This is a genomic window from Phyllobacterium sp. 0TCS1.6A (assembly GCF_026420825.1).
In the GTDB taxonomy this organism is placed as follows: domain Bacteria; phylum Pseudomonadota; class Alphaproteobacteria; order Rhizobiales; family Rhizobiaceae; genus Phyllobacterium.
In genome coordinates this window covers 33776-56422 of sequence record NZ_JAPMAB010000001.1, presented here as the reverse complement: position 1 = coordinate 56422, position 22647 = coordinate 33776, and the positions used below count along the sequence as shown (strand labels likewise).

General features: G+C 63.6%; 21 protein-coding genes. 9 read left to right on the top strand and 12 right to left on the bottom strand.

Annotated elements, in window-relative coordinates:
- Nucleotides 1–101: 101 nt before the first annotated feature.
- Together OSJ75_RS00245 and OSJ75_RS00240 are read left to right on the top strand one after the other, a co-directional pair.
- Complete coding sequence (locus OSJ75_RS00245) at nucleotides 102–569, top strand: MaoC family dehydratase (RefSeq protein ID WP_250019621.1); 468 nt, start codon at nucleotides 102–104, stop codon at nucleotides 567–569.
- Complete coding sequence (locus OSJ75_RS00240) at nucleotides 569–1045, top strand: MaoC family dehydratase (RefSeq protein WP_267227012.1); 477 nt, start codon at nucleotides 569–571, stop codon at nucleotides 1043–1045. Before OSJ75_RS00245 ends, OSJ75_RS00240 begins: the two co-directional genes overlap by 1 nt.
- A 35-nt stretch (nucleotides 1046–1080) precedes the next feature.
- Here the strand turns inward: OSJ75_RS00240 and OSJ75_RS00235 are convergent, their stop codons facing one another.
- From OSJ75_RS00235 to OSJ75_RS00210, 6 genes are all read right to left on the bottom strand, one after another.
- A complete protein-coding gene (locus OSJ75_RS00235) occupies nucleotides 1081–1626 on the bottom strand; it encodes an adenine phosphoribosyltransferase (protein WP_250019619.1) in 546 nt (181 codons plus the stop codon).
- A 132-nt stretch (nucleotides 1627–1758) separates the two neighbouring features.
- Nucleotides 1759–2622, bottom strand: coding sequence for a cytochrome c1 (locus OSJ75_RS00230; RefSeq protein WP_250019618.1), 864 nt, complete (start codon nucleotides 2620–2622; stop codon nucleotides 1759–1761).
- 20 nt (nucleotides 2623–2642) lie between these two features.
- Complete coding sequence (locus tag OSJ75_RS00225) at nucleotides 2643–3941, bottom strand: cytochrome b (protein WP_250019617.1); 1299 nt, start codon at nucleotides 3939–3941, stop codon at nucleotides 2643–2645.
- Nucleotides 3942–3961: 20 nt separating this feature from the next.
- A complete protein-coding gene (petA, locus tag OSJ75_RS00220; RefSeq protein ID WP_250019616.1) occupies nucleotides 3962–4525 on the bottom strand; it encodes a ubiquinol-cytochrome c reductase iron-sulfur subunit in 564 nt (187 codons plus the stop codon).
- Nucleotides 4526–4710: 185 nt separating this feature from the next.
- Nucleotides 4711–6561 (bottom strand): ABC transporter ATP-binding protein, encoded by a 1851-nt coding sequence (locus OSJ75_RS00215; RefSeq protein ID WP_267226045.1) that lies wholly within the window; start codon nucleotides 6559–6561, stop codon nucleotides 4711–4713.
- A gap of 142 nt (nucleotides 6562–6703) precedes the next feature.
- Nucleotides 6704–8554 (bottom strand): ABC transporter ATP-binding protein, encoded by a 1851-nt coding sequence (locus OSJ75_RS00210; RefSeq protein ID WP_267226042.1) that lies wholly within the window; start codon nucleotides 8552–8554, stop codon nucleotides 6704–6706.
- 339 nt (nucleotides 8555–8893) lie between these two features.
- Between OSJ75_RS00210 and OSJ75_RS00205 the strand changes: the two genes are divergently transcribed.
- Entirely contained in the window at nucleotides 8894–9361 is a 468-nt protein-coding gene (locus OSJ75_RS00205; RefSeq protein ID WP_267226040.1) for a tRNA (cytidine(34)-2'-O)-methyltransferase, read from the top strand.
- 55 nt (nucleotides 9362–9416) lie between these two features.
- On the opposite strand, the gene OSJ75_RS00200 is transcribed toward OSJ75_RS00205, so the two are convergent.
- Entirely contained in the window at nucleotides 9417–10520 is a 1104-nt protein-coding gene (locus OSJ75_RS00200; protein WP_250019613.1) for an ABC transporter substrate-binding protein, read from the bottom strand.
- Nucleotides 10521–10732: 212 nt separating this feature from the next.
- Nucleotides 10733–11005 carry a hypothetical protein gene (locus OSJ75_RS00195; protein ID WP_250019612.1) on the bottom strand — a complete coding sequence of 91 codons (273 nt, stop codon included), beginning with the start codon at nucleotides 11003–11005 and terminating at the stop codon, nucleotides 10733–10735.
- Between the two features lie 155 nt (nucleotides 11006–11160).
- Between OSJ75_RS00195 and hemF the strand changes: the two genes are divergently transcribed.
- On the top strand, nucleotides 11161–12075 hold the full coding sequence (hemF, locus tag OSJ75_RS00190; protein WP_250019611.1) for an oxygen-dependent coproporphyrinogen oxidase: 915 nt from the start codon (nucleotides 11161–11163) through the stop codon (nucleotides 12073–12075).
- 232 nt (nucleotides 12076–12307) lie between these two features.
- Entirely contained in the window at nucleotides 12308–12490 is a 183-nt protein-coding gene (locus OSJ75_RS00185) for a DUF1059 domain-containing protein (protein WP_250019610.1), read from the top strand.
- Nucleotides 12491–12573: 83 nt separating this feature from the next.
- Here the strand turns inward: OSJ75_RS00185 and OSJ75_RS00180 are convergent, their stop codons facing one another.
- From OSJ75_RS00180 to OSJ75_RS00170, 3 genes are read right to left on the bottom strand one after another with little or no spacing between them, the layout of a single operon-like run.
- Complete coding sequence (locus tag OSJ75_RS00180; RefSeq protein WP_267226034.1) at nucleotides 12574–13845, bottom strand: CCA tRNA nucleotidyltransferase; 1272 nt, start codon at nucleotides 13843–13845, stop codon at nucleotides 12574–12576.
- Nucleotides 13842–14483 (bottom strand): CoA pyrophosphatase, encoded by a 642-nt coding sequence (locus tag OSJ75_RS00175; protein WP_267226031.1) that lies wholly within the window; start codon nucleotides 14481–14483, stop codon nucleotides 13842–13844. Before OSJ75_RS00175 ends, OSJ75_RS00180 begins: the two co-directional genes overlap by 4 nt.
- Complete coding sequence (locus OSJ75_RS00170) at nucleotides 14480–15088, bottom strand: DUF1285 domain-containing protein (protein ID WP_267226029.1); 609 nt, start codon at nucleotides 15086–15088, stop codon at nucleotides 14480–14482. The genes OSJ75_RS00175 and OSJ75_RS00170 overlap by 4 nt, the downstream gene beginning before the upstream one ends.
- Nucleotides 15089–15211: 123 nt before the next feature.
- Here OSJ75_RS00170 and OSJ75_RS00165 point away from each other — a divergent pair, with 123 nt between their 5' ends.
- From OSJ75_RS00165 to OSJ75_RS00150, 4 genes are read left to right on the top strand one after another with little or no spacing between them, the layout of a single operon-like run.
- The gene (locus tag OSJ75_RS00165; protein WP_250019606.1) at nucleotides 15212–16219 is read left to right on the top strand and encodes an AAA family ATPase; all 1008 of its coding nucleotides are present in this window, start codon (nucleotides 15212–15214) and stop codon (nucleotides 16217–16219) included.
- Nucleotides 16219–17133: a DUF58 domain-containing protein gene (locus OSJ75_RS00160; RefSeq protein WP_267226027.1), complete on the top strand. Its 915-nt coding sequence runs from the start codon at nucleotides 16219–16221 to the stop codon at nucleotides 17131–17133. Before OSJ75_RS00165 ends, OSJ75_RS00160 begins: the two co-directional genes overlap by 1 nt.
- Nucleotides 17130–19955 carry a DUF4159 domain-containing protein gene (locus OSJ75_RS00155; protein ID WP_267226025.1) on the top strand — a complete coding sequence of 942 codons (2826 nt, stop codon included), beginning with the start codon at nucleotides 17130–17132 and terminating at the stop codon, nucleotides 19953–19955. The genes OSJ75_RS00160 and OSJ75_RS00155 overlap by 4 nt, the downstream gene beginning before the upstream one ends.
- 2 nt (nucleotides 19956–19957) lie before the next feature.
- Complete coding sequence (locus tag OSJ75_RS00150) at nucleotides 19958–22033, top strand: hypothetical protein (protein ID WP_250019603.1); 2076 nt, start codon at nucleotides 19958–19960, stop codon at nucleotides 22031–22033.
- A gap of 6 nt (nucleotides 22034–22039) precedes the next feature.
- Here the strand turns inward: OSJ75_RS00150 and OSJ75_RS00145 are convergent, their stop codons facing one another.
- Entirely contained in the window at nucleotides 22040–22555 is a 516-nt protein-coding gene (locus OSJ75_RS00145) for a GNAT family N-acetyltransferase (RefSeq protein WP_267226020.1), read from the bottom strand.
- Nucleotides 22556–22647 lie beyond the last annotated feature (92 nt).

The window sequence follows — 22647 nt, the reverse complement described above, 5'->3', positions numbered from 1 at the left end:
CGCACTGTACCGGAGGGCGAAGCCGCACTGGCTTTTCCGCCGGGATCGCCTAAAAAGGAGTAAGCGCGACGCGCGAGACCGTCCAAGCATGCGAGGTGCCGATGACCACCGCTACGCCCCGATACGCCTATGAGGATTTCACCATAGGCCGGCAATTATCCCTCGGCTCAAAGCAGGTGGACGCGGACGAGATCATCGAATTCGCGTCGCAGTTCGATCCGCAGCCGTTCCACCTCGACGAGGCGGCCGGCAAGGCCAGCATCCTGGGCGGGCTTGCCGCCTCGGGCTGGCACACGGTCTGCATCTTCATGCGCATGATGTGCGACGCCTATCTCCTCGATTCCACCTCGCAGGGCGCCCCCGGCATCGAGCACGTGAAATGGCGGGCGCCCGTCCTTGCCGGCGACCGCCTGACCGGCACCACCTTCGTCCTGGACCGGCGCGTATCGAAGTCGAAGCCCTCGCTGGGGTTCGTGACCCTGCGCCATGAAATGGTCAAGCAGGACGGCACGCTGGTTTGCGAGATCCAGCACGTGGCGATGTTCTCGTTGCGGGAGGTGCAGTCGTGATGACGGATATCGAGGAATTGCTGGGCGTCGAGATCGATCTTGGCAGCCATCTGTTCACCGCCGAGGAAATCGTCGCCTTTGCCACGAAATACGACCCGCAGCGCTTCCATGTCGATCCCGAAGCGGCGCGGCACAGCAATTTCGGCGCGCTGTGCGCCTCAGGCTGGCATACGACCGCCATATGGATGCGCTTGAACGTCGCCAACATGACGACGCTTGCCAGGGCCTGGCACAAGGCGGGAAAGACCCCACCGCAATTCGGCCCCTCCCCGGGATTCCAGAATCTCAAATGGCTGAAGCCGGTCTATGTCGGCGATACGATCCGCTTCACCCGCACGATCCGCGAATTGCGCGCGCTGAAGTCGCGGCCGGGCTGGCAGATGATGCAGATGTCGTCCGCCGCCTATAATCAGAACGGCGACAGGGTCATGGAGTTCGACAGCGCGGCACTCATCGCGCTTCCGTCCGCCTCCTGAGGCGTTTACAGCGCTGATCGGCCCTGCTGGCCGCTCTAGTGCCCCTCGAACTCGACCAGCGTCCGCACCGGCACGCCGAGCGCCTCCAGCTTCCTGCGGCCGCCCAGTTCCGGCAGGTCGATGATGAAACAAGCCGCGGCAATGTCGGCGCCCATCTGCTGCAGCAGTTTCACCGCGGCCTCAGCCGTGCCGCCCGTGGCGATGAGATCGTCGACGAGGATGACGCGCTCGCCCGGGACGATGGCGTCGCGGTGCATCTCCATCTCGTCGACACCATATTCGAGACTATAGGCGATGCGCACCGTATCGTGCGGCAGCTTGCCCTTCTTGCGGATCGGAACGAAGCCCGACGAGAGCTGGTGCGCCATGGCGCCGCCGATGATGAAGCCGCGCGCCTCGATGCCGGCGACCTTGTCGACCTTGCCACCCGCATAGGGATGCACGAGCTCATCGACCGCACGCCGGAAGGCGCGCGCATTGCCGAGCAAGGTGGTGATGTCACGGAACATGACCCCGGGCTTCGGATAGTCCGGTATGTTCCGGATGGAATCGATCAGTGTCTGCTTCAAAGATGAATCCATCTGTCGTCCTCGCGATCTTCGACTTTCCCGACCGAGGCTGGTCCGGAATTTTGGCCCTGAACCTTAACTGGCCACACACGCAAAAGAAAAGGGCGCTGCGCGCCCTTTCCCAAACCTTCGATCCGCCGGGGATCAGTGCGGAACGTCAGACCAGATCCGGCGCTTGGCGACATAGATCAAACCCGCAAACAGGACGAGGAAGATCATCGCGCGGAAACCGGTCTTCTTGCGGTCCTCGAGATGCGGCTCGGCCGTCCACATCAGGAAGGCGGCGATATCCTGCGAATATTGCGCCAGGGTCTGCGGCGTGCCGTCATCATAGGTCACCTGCCCATCCTGCAGCGGCTGGGCCATCGCCAGCGACTTGGCGGCGATGAAATAGGGGTTGTAATGCGTGCCTTCCGGAATCTGCATGCCTTCCGGCGGCGTCTCGCCGAAGCCAGTCAGCAGGGCGTGGATGTAATCCGGGCCGCCTTCCTGATACTGCGTGGCAATATCGAAGATGAAGCGCGGAAAGCCGCGCTCGACCGAGCGCGCCTTGGCGATCAGCGAAAGATCGGGCGGGGCTGCGCCGCCATTGGCCGCAGCTGCGGCCTGGGCGTTCGGATAGGGCGACGGGAAGTGATCGGCAGGAATAGCCTTGCGGTTGACGATCTCGCCATCGGCATTGGGCGCATCCGGCACTTCATATTCGGCCGCGAAGGCTTTCACCTGGGCTTCCGAATAGCCGAGCTCCTCGAGCGAGCGGAATGCAACGAGGTTGAGCGAATGGCAGGCCGAGCAGACTTCCTTGTAGATCTTCAGGCCGCGCTGCAGCTGCTGCTTGTCGTAGTAGCCGAATGGCCCCGCAAAGGTCCAGTTGAGCTCTTCCGGCTTCTTGATCGGGAAATGCGTTGGCTCGGCGGCATTGTGGGCTTCCTCGGCGGCATTGACGCCACCGAAGGCAAGCATTGTTCCAAGACCGGCAGCCGCAAGACCGAGCAGGATTTTCTTCATGACCATGTCCTTCACGATTCTCAGCCTTTTGTTTCCGGTGCCGCGGCCACGCCAACGGGCTGGCCACCATTCTTGGTCTTTTCCAGCACGGCCTCCGTTATGGAGTTCGGCAGGCGGCGCGGCGTCTCGATCAGGCCGAGGAGCGGCATGAGGATGAGGAAGAAGCCGAAATAGTAGGCGGTGCCGATCTGCGAGAACACCGTGTAGAGGCCTTCCGCAGGACGCGAGCCCAGCCAGCCGAGCAGGATGGCATCGATCACGAAGAGCCAGAAGAAGAGCCGGTACCAGGGCCGGTAGACCGCGGAGCGGACCTTCGACGTGTCAAGCCAGGGCACGATGAAGAGAATGGCGATCGAGCCGAACATCGTCAGGACGCCGCCAAGCTTGGAGTCGATCGGCCCGATGTTGAAGGTGATGGCGCGGAGCATCGCGTAGAACGGCAGGAAGTACCATTCGGGAACGATATGCGCCGGCGTCTTCAGCGAGTCGGCCGGGATGTAATTGTCCGGGTGGCCAAGGAAATTCGGCATGTAGAAGACGAAATAGGCGAAGACGATGAAGAACAGCACCAGGCCGAAAGCATCCTTCACCGTGGCATAGGGGGTGAAAGCGACCGTGTCGGTCTTGGACTTGACCTCGATGCCCGTCGGGTTCGTCTGGCCGGTCACATGCAGCGCCCACACGTGCAGCACCACGACGCCGGCGATCATGAACGGCAGCAGGTAGTGCAGCGAGAAGAAGCGGTTGAGCGTCGGATTGTCCACCGCGAAGCCGCCGAGCAGCAATTGCTGGATGGGCTCGCCGATGATCGGGAAGGCGGTGAAGAAGCCGGTGATGACCGTCGCGCCCCAGAAGGACATCTGGCCCCAGGGCAGGACATAGCCCATGAAGGCGGTCGCCATCATCAGGAGCAGGATGATCACGCCGAGGATCCACAGAAGCTCGCGCGGCGCCTTGTAGGAGCCGTAATAGAGCCCACGGAAGATGTGGACATAGACGGCGAGGAAGAACATCGACGCGCCATTGGCGTGCAGATAGCGCAGCAGCCAGCCGGAATTGACGTCCCGCATGATCTTCTCGACCGAATTGAACGCCAGGCCGGTCTCGGCCGCATAGTGCATGGCCAGTACGACGCCGGTCAGAATCTGCGCAACGAGCATGATCGCCAGGATGCCGCCAAAGGCATAGGCATAGTTCAGATTGCGCGGAACCGGATAGGCCACAAATGAATCATAGACCAGACGCGGCAAAGGCAGCCGGGCGTCAATCCATTTTTCGATGCCGGTGTTGGGCGTATAGGATGAATGTCCACCGCTCATATCGTGTCTCCCCTGAAACCTTAACCGATTCTGATGACGGTATCGGAAATGAATGTAAGCGGCGGAACAGGCAGGTTCTCCGGCGCAGGGCCCTTGCGGATGCGTCCGGCCGTATCGTAGTGCGAACCGTGGCATGGGCAGAACCAGCCACCGAAATCCCCCTGCTGGCCGAGCGGGATGCAGCCGAGATGGGTGCATACGCCGACCATGACCAGCCAGTTTTCCTTGCCCTTGGCGGCGATGCGATCATCGTCGGTTGCCTGGGCGTCGGTGGCCAGATTGGAATTGCGCGCCACCGGATCCTTCAATTCGCTGATATTGACCGCTTTCGCGTCTTCGATTTCCTTCGGCGTGCGGTTGCGGATGAAGATCGGCTTGCCGCGCCACTTCACTGTCAGCGACATGCCGGGGGTCAGAGCCGAAACATCAACTTCGATCGACGAGACTGCCAGCGTCGAGGCATCGGGGCGCATCTGATCGATAAAGGGCCAGGCAAAAGCGCCTGCACCGACCGCACCGGCCATACCTGTCGCTATATAGAGGAAGTCACGCCGTGTAGGCTCGGTGGTATCGTGTGCGCTCACGGGGCCTGTTCCTTTCCGAATAACTACGTAGGGAGAGGGTCCGCGCCGTCAGAATAACACCAGACAGGCTCATGGCATGAACCATGCGGAATCCCCCACACATTGGACGGTTTCTAAGCGTGTCGCATGAGCTTGTCCAGCCTGACAGCGCCATGTGGGCAGGATGTCGCAGGGACAAGTTGCTGTCATTCATTGCCGATGAATCCACCGGATTGGCGATGCCACAGCGCAGCATAAATACCGCCGGCGGCAAGCAGTTCCCCATGCGTGCCCGCTTCCACGATCCGGCCCTGGTCGATGACCACCAGCCGGTCCAGCGCCGCGATGGTGGAAAGCCGGTGGGCGATGGCGATCACGGTCTTGCCGCGCATCAGCGCATAGAGACTTTCCTGGATCGCCGCCTCGACATCGGAATCGAGCGCCGACGTCGCCTCGTCGAGCACCAGGATCGGCGCGTTCTTCAGCATGACGCGGGCGATGGCGATACGCTGGCGCTGGCCGCCGGAGAGCTTGACGCCCCTTTCGCCCACCTGCGCATCGAAGCCGCGGCGGCCGCGCTGGTCCACCAGTTCGGCGATGAAGCCGTCGGCATGGGCCTGGCGCACGGCATCCGCCAGTTCGGCTTCGGAAGCGTCGGGCTTGCCGTAGATGATATTGTCGCGGATCGAGCGATGCAGCAGCGACGTATCCTGCGTGACGACGCCGATATGCCGCCGCAGGGAGTTCTGCGTCACATCGGCGATATTGCGGCCATCGATGCGGATCGCCCCGCCATCGATGTCGTAGAAGCGCAGGAGCAAATTGACCAGCGTCGACTTTCCGACGCCGGATCGGCCGACGAGCCCCACCTTCTCGCCCGCCCGGATGGTCAGGTTGAAATTGCGGATGACATCGGCGCCCTGGCCGTAATTGAAGTCGACATTGGCGAACTCGATCTCCCCGGACGTCACCTCCAGCTCCGTCGCGCCCGGCCTGTCGGTCACTTTCACCGGCCGTGCGAGCAGTTCCATGGAATTCTGCACCGTGCCGTAATTACGCAGCAGGCCGTTGAGGTTGGCCATCATGCGATTCAGCAGCATGCTCAATCTGAGGACGAGACCGAGCGTGAATGCCACCTCCCCCGACGATATTTCCGCATCGAGCCAGAGATCGATCGAGACGATGGCGACGACGCTGATCATCGCGCCGCTCGTCAGCGCCAGCGACATGCGGATGCCGGTGAGGCCGCGCGTCAGCGTCGATACGGCCTCGAGCCATTTGTCCATGCCGCGCTTCAGATAGGCGTCGTCGCGGCTCGCCGTGCCGAAGAGTTTCAGCGTCTGGATATTGCTGTAGCCATCGACGAGCTGCCCGGTCGCGAGCGAGCTCGTCTCGGCCGTCTCCTTCGCCGCCTGCCTTATGCGCGGCAGGAAATAGCGTGCATTCAGTCCGAATATGCCAAGCCAGACGATGATGACGCCGCCCAGCCGCCAGTCGAGCTGGCCGACAAGCCCGATCGTCGTCGCGCAATAGATCAGGCTGAACCACACCGCCTGCAGCAGGGTGATCATGAAATCGCCGAGCGCCTGGCCGGTCGACCAGACCTTGCTGACGATGCGGCCGGCGAAATCGTTCTGGAAGAATGCAAGACTCTGCCCCGATACGACGCGATGTGCCTGCCAGCGCACCAGATTGTTGAAGCCGGGCACGATCGCCTGTTCCTCGACGAGCGCGGCGAGCGAAAGCGCCAGCGTGCGGCCGACGAATATCGCCAGGAACATGAAGAGCAGCGTCGGTCCGTGCGTTTCGATCAGGCCGTTCCAGCCGGCGGCGCGGTCCGTGGCGGCGAGAATGTCGACGAGCTGGCCGACGAACCAGAACAGGCTTGCCTCGAACAGGGCGATGAAGCCGCTGCAGATGAGCATCGCCAGGAAAACGAATTTCTGCTGGCGCACATAGGACCACATGAAGGCCAGCGTACGGGTCGGCACCTGCTGCGAAGGCGCCGCGGCATAGGGATCGATCCAGTTTTCGAACAATGCAAAAATATATTTCATATCAATTGTTTCGACCGGGGGTTTCTAACGGTTTCGAACGGAAATTCTGGTGGGGCGCAAAGGAAATCGGCCGGACCACCTTCATCCAAGGCAGTCCGGCCGTCAAATCAAAGTTCGGGCCAATCCGGCTTTGGCAAGCGGCCTATTCGGCAGCCGCCTTGTCGTCGTCGAGGCCGAGGAAGCCGCCGGATTGCCGCGACCACAGGCCGGCATAGATGCCGCCCGCCGCGATCAGTTCCTCATGGGTGCCGCTTTCGACGATCTGCCCCTTCTCCATCACCACGAGCCGGTCGAGGGCGGCAATCGTCGACAGCCGATGCGCGATGGCAATGACGGTCTTGCCCTGCATCAGCCTGTAGAGATTGTCCTGGATGGCGGCCTCGACCTCCGAATCGAGCGCCGAGGTCGCCTCGTCCATGATCAGGATCGGAGCGTCTTTCAGCATGACCCGGGCGATGGCAATGCGCTGGCGCTGGCCGCCGGAAAGCTTGACGCCGCGCTCGCCGACATGCGCATCGAAGCCGCGCCGGCCCTTCGGATCGGTGGCGAGTTCGATGAAGCCGTCGGCCTGCGCATTGGCCACCGCACGCAGCATCTCCTCCTCGGAGGCGGCGGGCTTGCCATAAAGGACATTGTCCCTGATCGAGCGGTGCAGCAGCGAGGTATCCTGCGTGATCATGCCGATGTTTTCGCGCAGCGAATCCTGACTCACCTTCGAGATGTCCTGCCCGTCGATAAGGATGCGGCCGCCTTCGAGATCGTAGAAGCGCAGCAGCAGATTGACGAGCGTCGACTTGCCCGCGCCCGACCGGCCGACAAGGCCGATCTTCTCGCCGGGGCGGATCGCCAGCGACAGATCGTCGATGATCCCGCCGCCCTTGCCATAATGGAAGCGGATATTGTCGAAGCGTATCTCGCCGCTCGTCACCTTCAGCGCCGGGGCATTCTGCTCGTCGGAAACGAGGCGCGGCAAGGATATGGAGGTAATGCCGTCCTCCACCGTACCGATATTCTCGAACAGCGCCGACATTTCCCACATGATCCATTGCGACATGCCGTTGAGCCGCAGCACCAGGCCGATGCCGACCGCGACGGCGCCGACGCTGATCGATGCGCCCAGCCAGAGCCAGATGGCGATGGAGGCGACCGAGAACAGCAGCAGGCAGTTGATGACATAGAGGCTGACATGGAAGCCCGTCACCATGCGCATCTGCGCATAGCCGACGCGCAGGAAGTCATCCATGCCCTCCCTGGCATAGGATTCCTCGCGGCGCGAATGCGAGAACAGCTTCACGGTGGCGATGTTCGTATAGCTGTCGACGATGCGCCCGGTCATGGTCGAGCGCGCATCCGCCTGCTGCTTGGAAACGACCTGCAGCCGCGGAATGAAGTACCACATCAGGCCGATATAGGCGGCGAGCCACAGCAGGAACGGCAGCATGAGCCGCAGATCCGCCGCCGCCGCGATCAGCAGCGTGCCGGTGAAATAGACGATGACGTAGTTGAGGACGTCCAGCAGTTTCATCACCGTTTCGCGGACGGCAAGAGACGTCTGCATGAGCTTGGTCGAAATGCGTCCGGCAAATTCGTCCTGGAAGAAGGTCATGGACTGGCGGATGACGTAGCGATGCACCATCCAGCGGATGCGCATCGGATAATTGACCAGCAAGGTCTGGTGGATCACCAGCGAATCGAGCAGGACGACGCCCGGCATGACGATGAGCACGATGCCGGCGATCAGCGCCAGGCGCCAGCCTTCCTGCGCCAGGAAGGTCTCGCGCGACTGGTTGGAAAGCCAGTCGACGACATTGCCCATGAAGGCATACATCGACACTTCCAGCACGGCGATGGCGGCGGTGCAGACGGCCATGACGCTGAGCCAGCCCCAGACGCCCTTGGTATAGTGCAGGCAGAAGGCCACCAGCGACTTCGGCGGCTCGCTCGGATCGGCGACGGGAAAAGGCTCCAGCCTCTTTTCAAACCAGCGAAACATTCTAAAACCTCTTTGAAATCAAATAGAGAAGGGCCCTGCGGGGCAGTCCGGTCCGGCGCATATGCGCGTTGCGAGGATGATCCGGACGTGCGATTGCCGCGGGGTCTAGCGGTAATGTCGGGAAAGCTGCTAGATGGCTTGAACCGGGACAACGCCGCTGATCATTCCGGCAGCCTGTCGCATGGGACGGGCGCTCCGGATCGGAAGAAGTCGGAAAAAATCTGTCATCGACACCTCCAACTCAGCCTTGTTGCGGTGCTCCCCCTATACCGGTAATAGGATCGAAAAGCGAGGGGCATTCTTTGCACCCTTAGTCGAATTCGAACCGGGAGTTTGATCGTGGTCCAGGCACCCGACATTCGCATCGCGCTCTATCAACCCGATATTCCCGGCAATACAGGAACCATCCTGCGCATGGCCGCATGCCTTGGCCTCGGCGTCGACGTGATCGAGCCCACCGGCTTCGATATTTCCGACCGTTCGCTGAAACGGGCCGGAATGGACTATCTGGAACAGGCGGCGCTGCGGCGCCACGCCGATTGGCAGACGTTCGAATCCTGGAGGCAGGCCGAGAAGCGCCGACTGCTGCTCTTTTCCACCAGGGCCGCCACCGCCTATACCGCCTTCGGCTTCCAGGCCGGCGACATATTGCTTCTCGGCCGCGAATCGGCCGGCGTGCCCGACAACGTCCACGCGGCCGCCGATGCGCGCCTCATCATTCCGATGGTCGAGGGCGCCCGTTCGCTCAATCTCGCGGTTTCGGCGGCGATGGCCACCGGCGAAGCCATCCGGCAGCTGCAGCAATAATGAAGCCGCCGGCATTGCGGCCGGCGGCTTCATTCATTGGTGACCGGTTTTCAGATCAGTCGAGCTGGACCGGCTTGCCTGCTTCCCACTTGTAGAAGGCGAAGGTCGGCGAGGTCAGGTCGCCCGTCTCGGAATAGCTGAGCTCTCCGGCAACGGTGGCGAACTTTTCGCCCGACTTGATCTTGGCGGCAACTTCGGCTGCGTCGGTCGAGCCTGCCTTTTCCATGGCGCCGGCAATCACCTGCAAGGCCGCATAGGCGTTGAGCGTGAAGGCTTCCGCCGGGATGTTCTTGGCGGCAAGCGCCTCGACCACCTTCGAGGCAGCCTCGTTCTTCGTCGGGTCGGCACTGTTGGTAAACAGCGTGCCGGCTGCGGCATCGCCGCCGATGGCCCAGTATTCGGTATTGGACAGGCCATCCGGGCCGATGAGCTGGGCCTTGATGCCCTGGTCATGCAGCTGGCGCGCAATCAGACCGCCTTCCGCATGGTAACCGCCGAAATAGATGACCTCGGCCTTTTCCGACTTCAGGCGGGTAACCAGCGCGCTATAGTCCTTTTCGCCGGCATTGATGCCTTCGAACACGACTTCCGTCACGCCGCCCTTGTTCAGCACGGCCTTGAGGCCATTGCCGATGCCGGTGCCGTAGGGCGTCTTGTCATAGACGATGGCGATGCGCTTGTCCTTGAAGTTGTCGAGGATATATTTGCCGGCGACATCCGCCTGCTGGTCGTCGCGGCCGCAGGTGCGGAAAATGGTTTCGAGGCCGCGCGTCGTCAGCTCCGGCGTGGTCGCCGTCGGCGTTACCATCACGATGCCGTTTTCCGCCAGGACGTCCGAAACGGGCATGGCGACACCGGAAGTCACCGGTCCGACCACGTATTTGATGCCCTCGCCCACCACCTGGTTGGCAACGGAAACGCCCTGCTTGGGTTCACCCGCATCGTCGAAGACCTTGGTTACGATCTTCTCGCCTTTGATGCCGCCGGCCGCATTGATCGCTTCGGCGGCGCTCTCGACACCGTTCTTCACCTGCGTTCCATAGGCGGCGACGGGTCCCGTAACCGGAGCGATGATTCCGACGACGATATCGGCCTTCGCCAACGACGTCATTGCCATGACGGCAGCCAGTGCCACGCCCGAGATCAAGGATAAGCGCATTTTTGTCCTCCATTTTTTTTGCGCGTCCGGAAGGTTCTCCGGTGCTGGCGAAAGTTCTAATGTTTTTAATACTGGCTGTCAGCCAGATTGTTTGCCAAATCAGCGAAACCAGACGGAATTCTCCATTATATTTAAGACTTGAGCGAGAAATGCTGCATTTTTGCGCTGATTTGAGCGCAGATCGCCCGTTTTTTAAGCGAAATCATCAATTTTCAATCCGCATTGGGCAAACGTCGCATCGTGAATTCGATGATGTCGCCCGGGCGCTCATACCAGCTTTCGATCTCGGTCCAGTAGGCGGCCTTCGGATATTGCTCGAACCATTCCCGCGCCTTGGCGCGAGCAGCCGTGCGCGGCAGCTTGAAACTCTCGCGGACAAAGGCGCCGCGCTGGCCGCTACCCGATTGGCGGCTCTCCTTCAGCCTCTTTCGCAGGCCGTCAAGCGGAGGCTTCGGATATTGCGATCCGGGTGTTCTGGAAACCATCGACGTATCCTTCACCAAACCCTCTGCGGACTAGATTATGTGCTGGTGCGCGAGAAAACGAGTCATTTTTTGTGCATGGACCAAAGCTGCCGCCGGAGCGATCTTCTTGAGCGAAGTTCTTGTGCTATTGTCCGCAAAAACAAGGATTCTTTGCCATGGAACGTCCCGATATTCCCGCCACACTCCCGCCGAACCTCGAGGAAAAGAAGGCTGCGGCGATGGCCTGGTTCGAGGAACTTCGCGACAAGATCTGCGCCAGTTTCGAAACGCTGGAGGATGAGCTCGAGGGCCCGCTTTCCGACCGGCCGGCCGGCCGCTTCGTCAGGACGCCGTGGCAGCGCGAGGGCGGCAATGGCGGCGGCGGCACCATGTCCATCATGAATGGCCGGGTCTTCGAAAAGGTCGGCGTCCACATATCGACCGTGCATGGCGAATTCTCGCCCGAGTTCCGCAAGCAGATACCCGGCGCCGACGAGGATCCGCGATTCTGGGCCTCCGGCATCTCGCTCATCGCCCATCCGCAGAATCCGTTCGTGCCCGCAGTCCACATGAACACGCGCATGGTGGTCACCGCGCGGCAATGGTTCGGCGGCGGCGCCGACCTGACGCCGGTGCTCGACCGCAAGCGCACGGCGGACGACCCGGACACGATGGCCTTCCACAAGGCGATGAAATTCGTCTGCGACAAGCATTCCGCCGTTGCGGACTACGCCAAGTTCAAGAACTGGTGCGACGAATATTTCTACCTGCCGCACCGCAAGGAACCCCGCGGCACCGGCGGCATCTTCTACGACTGGCTTCGCTCCACCGACGAGAATGGCGGATGGGACGCGGATTTCGATTTCACCCGCGATGTCGGCCGGGCATTCTCGGTGGTCTACCCCTATCTCGTCCGGCAGAATTTCAACCAGGACTGGACCGACAAGGAGCGGCAGGAGCAACTCATCCGGCGCGGACGCTATGTCGAGTTCAACCTGCTCTACGATCGCGGCACGATCTTCGGCCTCAAGACCGGCGGCAATGTCGATTCGATCCTGTCGTCGATGCCTCCCACCGTGAAATGGCCCTGATCACGCGGCGGTGCCGCGTTGTAAGTGACCCTGAGCGCGGCGCTGCCGCGTTGTAAGTGACTCTGAGCGCGGCGGTGCCGCGTTGTAAGTGACTCTGAGCGCGGCGGTGCCGCGCGGGGGAAATGGCCATAATCGACTTTCGGGGGATCAAATCTGCCTTCCATGCGTTATACTCCGCACCGTTGTGAAACGGCGCGCGGCTGCGGCCGCGCGTAGCGAAGGGAGAAGAACCGTGAAAGAACTCGATTGCATCGTTCCCGGTTGCCAGTGGCATACGCGTCACGACACCGAAGCTGAAATCATCCGGCGCGCCAGCGAACATCTGCGCGAGACCCATGGCGAAACCGAAATCCGCCCGCAGATGCTGGAGACCATCAAGGCCAATATCCAGCCGGAAAAAGGCAGGGCCGCCTAGACTAAAGGCTGGCAAGAAGCCTTTCGAAACAGCTATTTGCCCGCATTACGGGAATCAATTTGCGAACAGGTTGCTGCGGTTGTTCAACTTTCAGCCGCAGCTTCCCGCAGCTTCGACAAAAGCCCCGCCCGGTCGATGCTGAAGCCCGATTGAACCCACTCTTCCTCCAGCCTGCGCTGGAGCTCGCCGACACGCGGCCCCTCCGGGATGCCGGCAGCGACGATATCGCCGCCCGTGATCGGCAGGCGCGGCCGCTCGTAGCGGCCGGCCTGTGCCAGCAGCTTCGAAATATGCCCGGCGCGCATCAGGGCGCCATTGTCTTCCTCGGCCTTGGCCCGCGCCGAGGCGAGTTCCAGGCGCAGCCGGTCGGTCATGCCCTGAACGTCGCTGCGGTAGAGCCGCCTGGCGAAGCCCGCCTCCGATATTTCCGCCGCAGGCATCACCGTTTCGGCCCAGCGCAACAGCCGGTCGCGTTCGCCATTGGCCAGCTTCAACCGCGTCGACAGCGCCTCCATGCGCGCGGCATCCGGCGGCACGATGCTTTCGAGCCGCAGCAGCGGATCGGCATGCCAGCCAAGACCCTGCTCGGCCTTGACGAGGCCATGGATGGCATCGATGCCCCATTTCTCGCTTTCGGGCAGCACCGCCGTCAGCACGCCCGCCTGCCGCATCCACAGCAATGCGCGCGAAGGATCGGGCGCGGCGAGCAGCTTCTTCAGTTCGGACCAGATCCGCTCGGCGGAGAGCCGCGCCATGCCCTCCTTCAGCCGGGCGCAGGCTTTCAGCCCCTCGCTCTCCGGCCGTCCCTTGCCATACCAGGCGAAGAAGCGGAAGAAGCGCAATATCCGCAGATAATCCTCCTTGATCCGCTCTTCCGGATCGCCGATGAACCGCAGCACGCGGCCTTCGATATCGGCGACGCCGCCGACGAGATCGACGATCGTCCCGTCCGCATCGGCATAGAGCGCATTGATCGTGAAATCGCGCCGCCTGGCATCGCTATCCCAGTCGCGCCCGAAGGCGACCTGCGCATGCCGGCCATCCGTATCGATGTCGGAGCGCAGCGTCGTCACCTCATAGGGCCTGCCCTCGACGATGACGGTGATCGTGCCATGGTCGGAACCGGTATCGATGGCCCTGAACCCCGCCGCCAGCGCCCGCCGCTGCGTCTCCCCCGGCAGGCAGGTGGTGGCGACGTCGATATCGCCGACCTCCTCGGCCAGCAGCGTATTGCGCACGGCGCCGCCGACGATGCGTGCTTCCTCGCCCTCGGCGGCAAGCATGGCGAGCAATCTTTGCAGGCCGGGCTCATGCAGCCACGGCGCGCGGTCGGCGATGGAGAGGTTCGTGCTCAAGCGTATAATCTTTCATAAAGCGTGCGGATGATGCCGGCGGTGGCGCCCCAGATGAACCGGTCGCCGAACGGCATCGTATAATAGAACCGTTCCCTGTTTTGCCAGACGCGGCTCTCGCGGCGGTGATTTTCAGGGTTCATGAGGAAGGACAGCGGCACTTCGAAGGCATCCGCCACTTCGGCCTCGTTGAGCTCAAGCTGGAACGGCGGACGCACCAGGCCGAGCACCGGCGTGATCGAATAGCCGGTCGTGGTCAGGTATTTCGGCAGCCTGCCGACGATTTCGACGCGCGAACGTTCGAGGCCGATTTCCTCATGCGCCTCGCGCAGGGCCGCGACTTCCGGCACATGGCCATCCTCGGGATCGATGACGCCGCCGGGAAAGGCCACCTGGCCGGAATGTTTGCGCATATTGGCGTTGCGCAGCGTCAGGATGACACTCGCCTCGTCGCCGCGATCGACCACCGGCACCAGCACCGCCGCGTCGCGCAGCGGATTTCCGCCGATCCTCGCATCGAGATCGGGATTGAGGACGTGATCGCCATATTCGCCCGCAAGATCCTCGTCGCCTTTCAGGGCGACGCGCGATGCAAAGGCCCGGGCCGAAAAACCTTCATGCAATTGACTGAAATCGTTCATAGGCTCTGCATTTCCAGTTCGCCGGCCGGCATGATCGGGAAGACGGCGCCCGCCGAGCGCACGGCGAACATGGTTTTCCCGTCAATGTCGATCTCCTCGCCATGGCCGATCAGTTCATAAGTCACCGGGCGCGACAGCAGCGCCTCCAGCCTGCCGCGCACCCTGAGATAAGGCTTCAGCCCGCCATTGTCCTCGTCGACGACGAAGCGCAGCGGATGGTCGGCATCGGCCTCCACCACATCGCCGACATTGGTGCGGAAAGTCATCCTGCGGTCGTCGCCCGTACCGGCGACATTCATTTCCACGGCGAGGAAATGCGCGTCCGCCACGCGGATGCCGACCTTTTCCACCGGCGTGACGAGATAGGTCCTGCCATCCTCGTCCTTGCGCAACACGGTCGAGAACAGCCGCACCAGCGCCGGACGCCCGATCGGCGTGCCCATGTAGAACCACGTTCCGTCGGCGCCTATCTCCATGTCGATGTCGCCGCAGAATTCCGGATTCCACCGCTCCACCGGCGGCAGGCCCCTCGTCGTGGAGGCGGCGCGGGAGATCAGCGCCTCCAGCCCTCCGGCGTCTTTCGGTGTGCGTTCTGTGCTGGCCATCCTCGCTCCCTTTTTGTGGAGACGTCACGAAATAGTCACCGTTGGAATGCTTGTCAGCATGACATAGTGATTTACAGTCATTTATGTAAGAATCCGAGCAGATACCAGCGAAGAGGTGAATCCATGACCATGATCAAAACCGAGGTCGCGGCTGACCCGAAGGAAATGATCGCCGAGGCTGAGCGGACACTGGCCGAGATCGCCCAGGTCAAATCCGGCATAGGCACCGTGATTTTCGGCCAGGAAAGCGTCATCGAGCGCACGCTGGTCGCGCTTCTCGCCGGCGGCCACGCCCTGCTCGTCGGCGTCCCCGGCCTCGCCAAGACGAAGCTGGTGGAGACGCTCGGCACCGTGCTCGGCCTCGATGAGCGCCGTATCCAGTTCACGCCCGATCTCATGCCGTCCGATATTCTCGGCTCCGAGATCATGGAGCAGGACGACCATGGCAAGCGCTATTTCCGCTATGTGAAGGGCCCCGTCTTCGCCCAGCTGCTGATGGCGGACGAGATCAACCGCGCCTCGCCGCGCACCCAGTCGGCGCTGCTGCAGGCCATGCAGGAATATCACGTCACCATCGCCGGCGAGCGTTACGACCTGCCCTTGCCGTTCCATGTCCTCGCCACGCAGAACCCGCTGGAGCAGGAAGGCACCTATCCGCTGCCGGAAGCCCAGCTCGACCGCTTCCTGATGCAGATCGACATCCTCTATCCGGAACTCGACGCGGAGCGGCAGATCCTGCTCGCGACCACCGGCACCGGCGAAGCCAGGGCCGTGAAGGTCATCGACGCCGAACGGCTGCGCGCCATGCAGAAGCTCATCCGCCGCATGCCCGTGCCGGAAGGCGTCGTCGATGCGATATTGACGCTGGTGCGCGCCGCCCGCCCCGGCGCCGACAATGACATTGCCCGCAAGTTCATCTCCTGGGGTCCCGGGCCGCGGGCCAGCCAGGCGCTGATGCTGTGCGCCCGTGCCCGTGCGCTCTATGACGGGCGGCTGGCGCCATCGGTCGACGATGTGAAGGCGCTCGCCGAACCCGTCTTGCAGCACCGCATGGCGCTGACCTTCGCCGCGCGGGCCGATGGCATGAATGTCCGCGACGTCATCGCAAACCTGACCAAGGCCGTCCTCTGATGGCAGCGATCGGCGAGCAGGTCCAACGCACCCGGAGCGGCGAGGCTCTTGCCCGCGCCCGCCAGCGGGCTGCGCTGCTGCCGGATCTGCTCGTCGAGGCACGCCGCATCCTCAATACGGTCAATACCGGCTGGCACGGCCGCCGCAAGAGCGGCGTCGGCGAGAGCTTCTGGCAATTCCGGCCCTATTCGGAGGGCGAAGCCGTCGCCCGCATCGACTGGCGCCGCTCCGCCCGCGACGACCGCACCTATATACGCGACCAGGAATGGGAGGCGGCGCATACGGTCTGGCTGTGGGCGGACCCGTCGTCCTCGATGCTCTATCGATCCGAACTCGCGCCGGTGTCGAAGGAATCGCGCGCACTCGTGCTGGTCCTGGCGCTGGCCGAGCTGCTGTCGCGCAGCGGCGAGCGCATCGGCTTTCCGGGCGTCGTCGATCCCTTCTCGGCCCGCAATGGCGCCGAGCGCCTCGCCACGTCGCTTGCCCACGACCACAATCTGAGCCCAAGGCCGGACCTTACCCGCATCCGCCGCTTTTCGGAGGTTGTCCTGGTCAGCGATTTTCTCGATCCGGTCGACGAGACCCTCGCCATGCTGGAGGCGATCGCCCATGCCGGGGCGCGGGCGCATCTCGTCGAAATCCATGATCCTGCCGAGGAGGACTTTCCCTACAGGCGGCGGACGGAATTCGTCGACCCCGAAACCGGCACCGCCATCACTTTCGGCCGCGCGGAAGATTATGCGCAGGACTACCGCACGCTCTTCTATGCCCGGCGCGACGCCCTCAGTTCATTCTGCCGCCGCCTCGGCTGGAGCTATACGTTCAACCGGACCGACCGGCTGGCTTCCGACGCGCTTGTCAGCGTGCACATGAACATGACCGCCAGCGTCGGCTACAAGGGAAGCGCGGCATGAACGCCCTCCCCCTCGCCTTCGGCGCCCCGCTGATGCTGGCCGGGCTGCTGGCGCTGCCGGTCATCTGGTGGCTGCTGCGCGTCACGCCGCCGCGCCCGGTCACCGAGATATTCCCGCCGCTCAAGATCCTCGCCCAGCTGAAGCAGAAGGAAGAGACGCCGAACAAGAGCCCGTGGTGGATGACGCTGCTGCGGCTCATACTTGCGGCGCTCGTCATCCTGGCCTTGTCGGAACCGGTCTGGAACCCGCGCACCGAGGCGCTGACCGGCAGGGAGCCCATCGCCATCGTCATCGACAATGGCTGGTCCTCCAACGAAGACTGGGACCAGCGCAAGGAGACCGCCGAGCGGCTGATTGCCGACGCGGAAGCCTCCGGTGCGTTGATCTACCTGCTCGGGACCGCCGAGAAGACCAATATCGACGCCGGCCCCTTCGATGCCAGCACGGCGCTGGAGCGCCTGCAGGCCATGGCGGTCAGGCCCATTCCCGTCGATCGCAGCGCGGCCTTCCAGCGCCTTGCGACCATCGTCGGCGAAGCGCGCGGCACGCGTGTCGCCTATCTGACCGACGGCGTCGAGACGCCGGACGTCGCCCCGGCAGTCAAGGCGCTGGAGGGCACGGGGATCGCCTCGCTGCTCTGGTACCAGCCGCCGATTTCCCATCTCGTGGCGATCACCCAGGCGAACAACAATGCCAATGGCCTGACCGTCCGTGCGGTGCGCGCCAGCAATGACCGCTCGCAAAGCGCCATCACCATCGGCGCCTTCGATGAAAAGGGCCGGCGCATAGCGGAGACGGGCATGGTGTTCGGCGTCGACCAGACCGCCGGCGAAGCCACGATCACGGCGCCCTACGAGCTTCGCAACGATTTTCACAGCCTTCGTGTCGACGGCACGCAGCAGGCCGCCGCGACCTTCCTGATCGACGACAACAACAAGCGCCGCCGCGTGGCGCTGCTCTCGGGGTCCGACGCGGATATTTCGCAGCCGCTGCTTTCGCCGCTCTATTACATCTCCCGCGCGCTCGAGCCCTTCGCCGACCTGTTGCGGCCGCGCAATGCCGAGCTCGCCGCTGCCATTCCCGAACTTCTCGAACAGAAGCCCGCCGTCATCATCATGGCCGACATCGGCAAGCTGCCCGCCGAGATGGAGCGCAGCCTGACCGATTGGGTGGACAAGGGCGGCACGCTGATCCGCTTCGCCGGGCCGCGCCTCGCCGGCAGCAGCGATGGCGATCCGCTATTGCCGGTGACGCTGCGCAAGGGCGAACGTTCGCTCGGCGGTGCATTGTCCTGGAAGGAGGCACAGCCCGTCGCCGCATTTCCGGGAAGCGGTCCCTTCGCCGGCCTGCCGACGCCGCAGGACGTGACGGTGACGCGGCAGGTGCTGGCTGAACCATCGGCCGATCTCTACGAGAAGAGCTGGGCCAATCTTGCCGACGGCACGCCGCTCGTCACCGGCGAGACACGCGGCAAGGGCCAGCTCGTCCTGTTCCACGTCACGCCGCAGGCCACTTGGTCGAACCTGCCGATCAGCGGCAGTTTCGTCGACATGCTGCATCGTATCGTCTCGCTCTCCGCCAGCACGGGTGCGGCGACGCCCGAGAACAACGCGCAGCAGTCGCGGGTGCTGCCGCCCTATCTCACGCTCGACGGTGCGGGTGTGCTGACGCCGCCGACCGGGGAAACGCGGCCGCTGGTGGAGCGCCCGGACGCGCGGGTCAGCTACGAGAACCCGCCCGGCTTCTATGGCGTTGCCGATGCGATGACGGCGCTCAACCTCTTCGATGCGTCCGGCGAGATCAAGGCGCTGTCCCGCCCCGAGATCGCCCTGCCTGTGACGACGGCGCCATATGCGGATGACGAATCCTTCGCATTGCGCGGGCCGCTGTTCTCGATCGCCGCGCTGCTTCTCGCCCTCGACGCCCTTGCCATGCTGTGGCTTGCGGGGCATCTGCGCCGCCGCCCGCGCATTCCGGCCGCCGCCGTCCTGCTGTTCCTCGTCATGTCCTCGGCGCTGCTCATGGCGCCGCCTGCAGCGCAGGCCCAGCAGAACGACAGCAAGCCCGGCGACCAGGCCATCCTCGACGCCATCAACGTCACGCATCTCGCCTATGTCATCACCGGAAACCGCGCGGTTGACGATATCAGCAAGGCCGGGCTGGCCGGACTTTCCAAGGCGCTGACCGACAATACGGCGCTGGAGCCCGGCGATCCCGTCGGCATCGATCCCGGACGCGACCAGCTCGCGGTGTTCCCGCTGATCTACTGGCCGCTCGATCCCTCCGCCCCGATGCCCTCGCGCGAGGCGATCGCCCGCATCGACGCCTATATGAAACAGGGTGGAACCGTGCTCTTCGACACGCGCGACCAGGACGCGGCGGCGATCAATTTCGAGAATTCCTCGACGCCGGCCAACCAGCGCCTGCGCGATATCCTTTCCGGCCTGAACATCCCGCCGCTGGAGCCCGTGCCGAGCGACCATGTCCTGACCAAATCCTTCTACATCCTGCAGGATTTTCCCGGCCGCTATCGCGGCAGCCCGCTCTGGGTCGAGGCTTCCACGGCCGGCGAACAGCGCGCCGACCGGCCGGTAAGGGTCGGCGACGGCGTATCGCCGATCATGATCACCGGCAATGATTTCGCCAGCGCCTGGGCCATCAATGCCGATGGAACGCCCATGCTGCCGACGATCCCCAATGATCCGGTGCAGCGGGTGCATGCCTTCCGGACCGGCATCAACATCGTCATGTACATGCTGACCGGCAATTACAAATCCGACCAGGTCCATGTGCCGGACCTCTTGCTGCGGCTGGGGAATTAGCCATGTATCTTTCCCTGGATTTCCAGCCCCTCGTCTCGAATGTCCTGCTGGCAGCCATTCTGCTGCCGTTGCTGGCGCTGACGCTGGCCGGACTCTACTTCCGCCAGCGCGGCAGCCTCATCCGCCTGCTGGCCGTCGCCGCCTTCGCCATCGCGCTGGTCAATCCGATCGTCATCAACGAGGAGCGCGAGCCGCTCAGGAGCGTCGTCGCCCTCGTGGCGGATCGCAGCCAGAGCCAGGAGCTCGGCGACCGCAGGACGGATACCGATGCGGCGCTGGCCGAGGTCAAGGCCGCGCTAGCCCGCCTGCCGCAATTCGAGGTGCGCACGGTCGAGACCGGCAACCAGGACGACGACGCCATGTCGACGCGGCTCTTTGCCGCCCTGAACGGCGCGTTTCGCGACGTGCCGCCGGCACGGATCGGCGGCGCGATCATGATCACCGACGGGCAGGTCCACGACATTCCGCCGAACCTCGCCGGACTGGGCTTCAATGCGCCGCTGCATGGCCTGATCACCGGCCGGCCGGGCGAACTCGACAGGCGGGTCCAGTTCATCCGCGCGCCGCGTTTCGGCCTTACGGGCAAGCCGCAGGAAATGACCTACAAGGTCACCGGCGCCGGCGAACCGGCGGGCGGCCGCGCCCAGGTCAGCGTGCGCGTCAACGGCAATGAGGTGAACCGCGAGGAAGCGATCATCGGCGAGGAAATGCCGCTGCAGGTGACGCTGCCGCGCGCCGGCGTCAATATCGTCGAACTGATCGTCGAGGCCATTCCCGGCGAATTGACCGAGGTGAACAACCGCGCCGTGGCCATGGTCGACGGCATCCGCGAGAATCTGCGCGTGCTGCTCGTCTCGGGCGAACCGCATAATGGCGAGCGCACCTGGCGCGACCTGTTGAAATCCGATGCCTCGGTCGATCTCGTCCATTTCACCATCCTGCGCCCGCCGGAAAAGCAGGACGACACCCCCCTGCCCGAACTGGCGCTGATACAATTCCCGGTGCGCGAGCTTTTCGTCGAGAAGATTGACCAGTTCGACCTCATCATCTTCGACCGCTACCAGCACCGCGACGTGCTGCCGCTGCTCTATTACGACTACATCAATGATTACGTGCAGAAGGGCGGCGCGCTGCTGATCGCTGCCGGGCCGGAATATGCCAGCAACATGTCGATCGCCAATACGCCGCTGCTCTCCGTGCTGCCGGCGGTGCCGACCGGCAATATCGAGGAGAAGGCCTTCTATCCGCGCCTCAGCGACCTCGGCAAGCGGCACCCGGTGACGCGCGGTCTCGAAGGCAGCACGCAGGAGCCGCCCGCCTGGAGCCGCTGGTTCCGCGTCATCGACGTCAACCGCCCCGAGGGCCAGGTCGTCATGGATGCCGGCGACAAGCCGCTGCTCGTGCTCAACCGGCTCGGCGAAGGACGCGTCGGCATGTTCCTCTCCGACCAGGGCTGGCTCTGGGCGCGCGGCTTCGAAGGCGGCGGGCCCCATGCCGCCCTTTACCGGCGCATCGCCCATTGGCTGATGAAGGAGCCGGAACTCGAGGAAGAAGCGCTCACCGCCAAAGGCAGCGGCCGCAACCTCGAAATCCGCCGCCAGACCATGGCCAAGACGGCGGAGCCCGCGCGCGTCATCACGCCGACCGGCGAAAACCGTTCGATACCGCTGACGGAGACCGAACCCGGCGTCTTCACCGCCTCGGTCGCCATGAAGGATATCGGCCTCTATCAGATCGCCAGCGGCGACCTGACGACGCTCGCCCATGTCGGGCCGGTCGATGCGCCCGAATTTGCCGACAATGTCTCGACCGGCGCGAAGCTCGATCCGCTGGCGCAGCAGAGCGGCGGCGGAACGCGCCGGCTCCGCGACGCCGCCGACCGGCAGGCCATCGAAATTCCGAGCATCATCGCCTCGCGCGGTGCCGGCAGCGCCAGCGGCGACAATTGGATCGGCCTGCGCCCCACCAATGAAACCGTGCTGAAGAGCGTCGATCGCCTGCCGCTGTTCTCGGGCTTCCTCGGCCTTGCCGCGATGATCCTGGTGCTCGGCGGCATGTGGTATCGCGAGGGGCGCTGAGCGCTGTCAGCAAGTCTCGGCGAAATCCGCATGCCTGACCCTGCCCTGCACGCCCTGCAGGGCCAGCGGCAGCAGTTCGCAGGCGAGGAAGCGCTCCGGGTCGACCGGGGCCGGCATCTCGATCTGGTGGCCCTTGATCGGGCGGAAGCCGAATGGCGCATAATAGGGCTCGTCGCCGACGAGAATGACGAGCTGGTGGCCGGCGGTCCGCGCCGCCTCCATGCTCATCCGCATCAGTGCGGCGCCGATGCCCTGCTTCTTCCATGCCGGCCGCACGGCCAGCGGACCGAGCAGCATTGCCGGCGTTTCGCCGATCAGCACCGGCGTCAGCCGCACCGAGCCGACCACATGGATACCGTTGAGCGCCACGAAGGACAGCGCCCTGTCATGCGGGCCGCCCTCGCGTATGCGGTAGGCCGCGCGGGTGAAACGGCCGGGCCCGAAGGCTTCCCGGTTGATTTCCTCGATGGCAGCATCATGCACCGGCTCTTCCGGCACATAGGTTACAACATGGCTCAACATGCTTGGATTCTTCTTATGGAGTTCGGCTGCGCCTTCCAGCAAGGAAGGCAATCGGGAAGTGTCCGCCGCCTTTCCGGCGCGGGTCAGGTTCA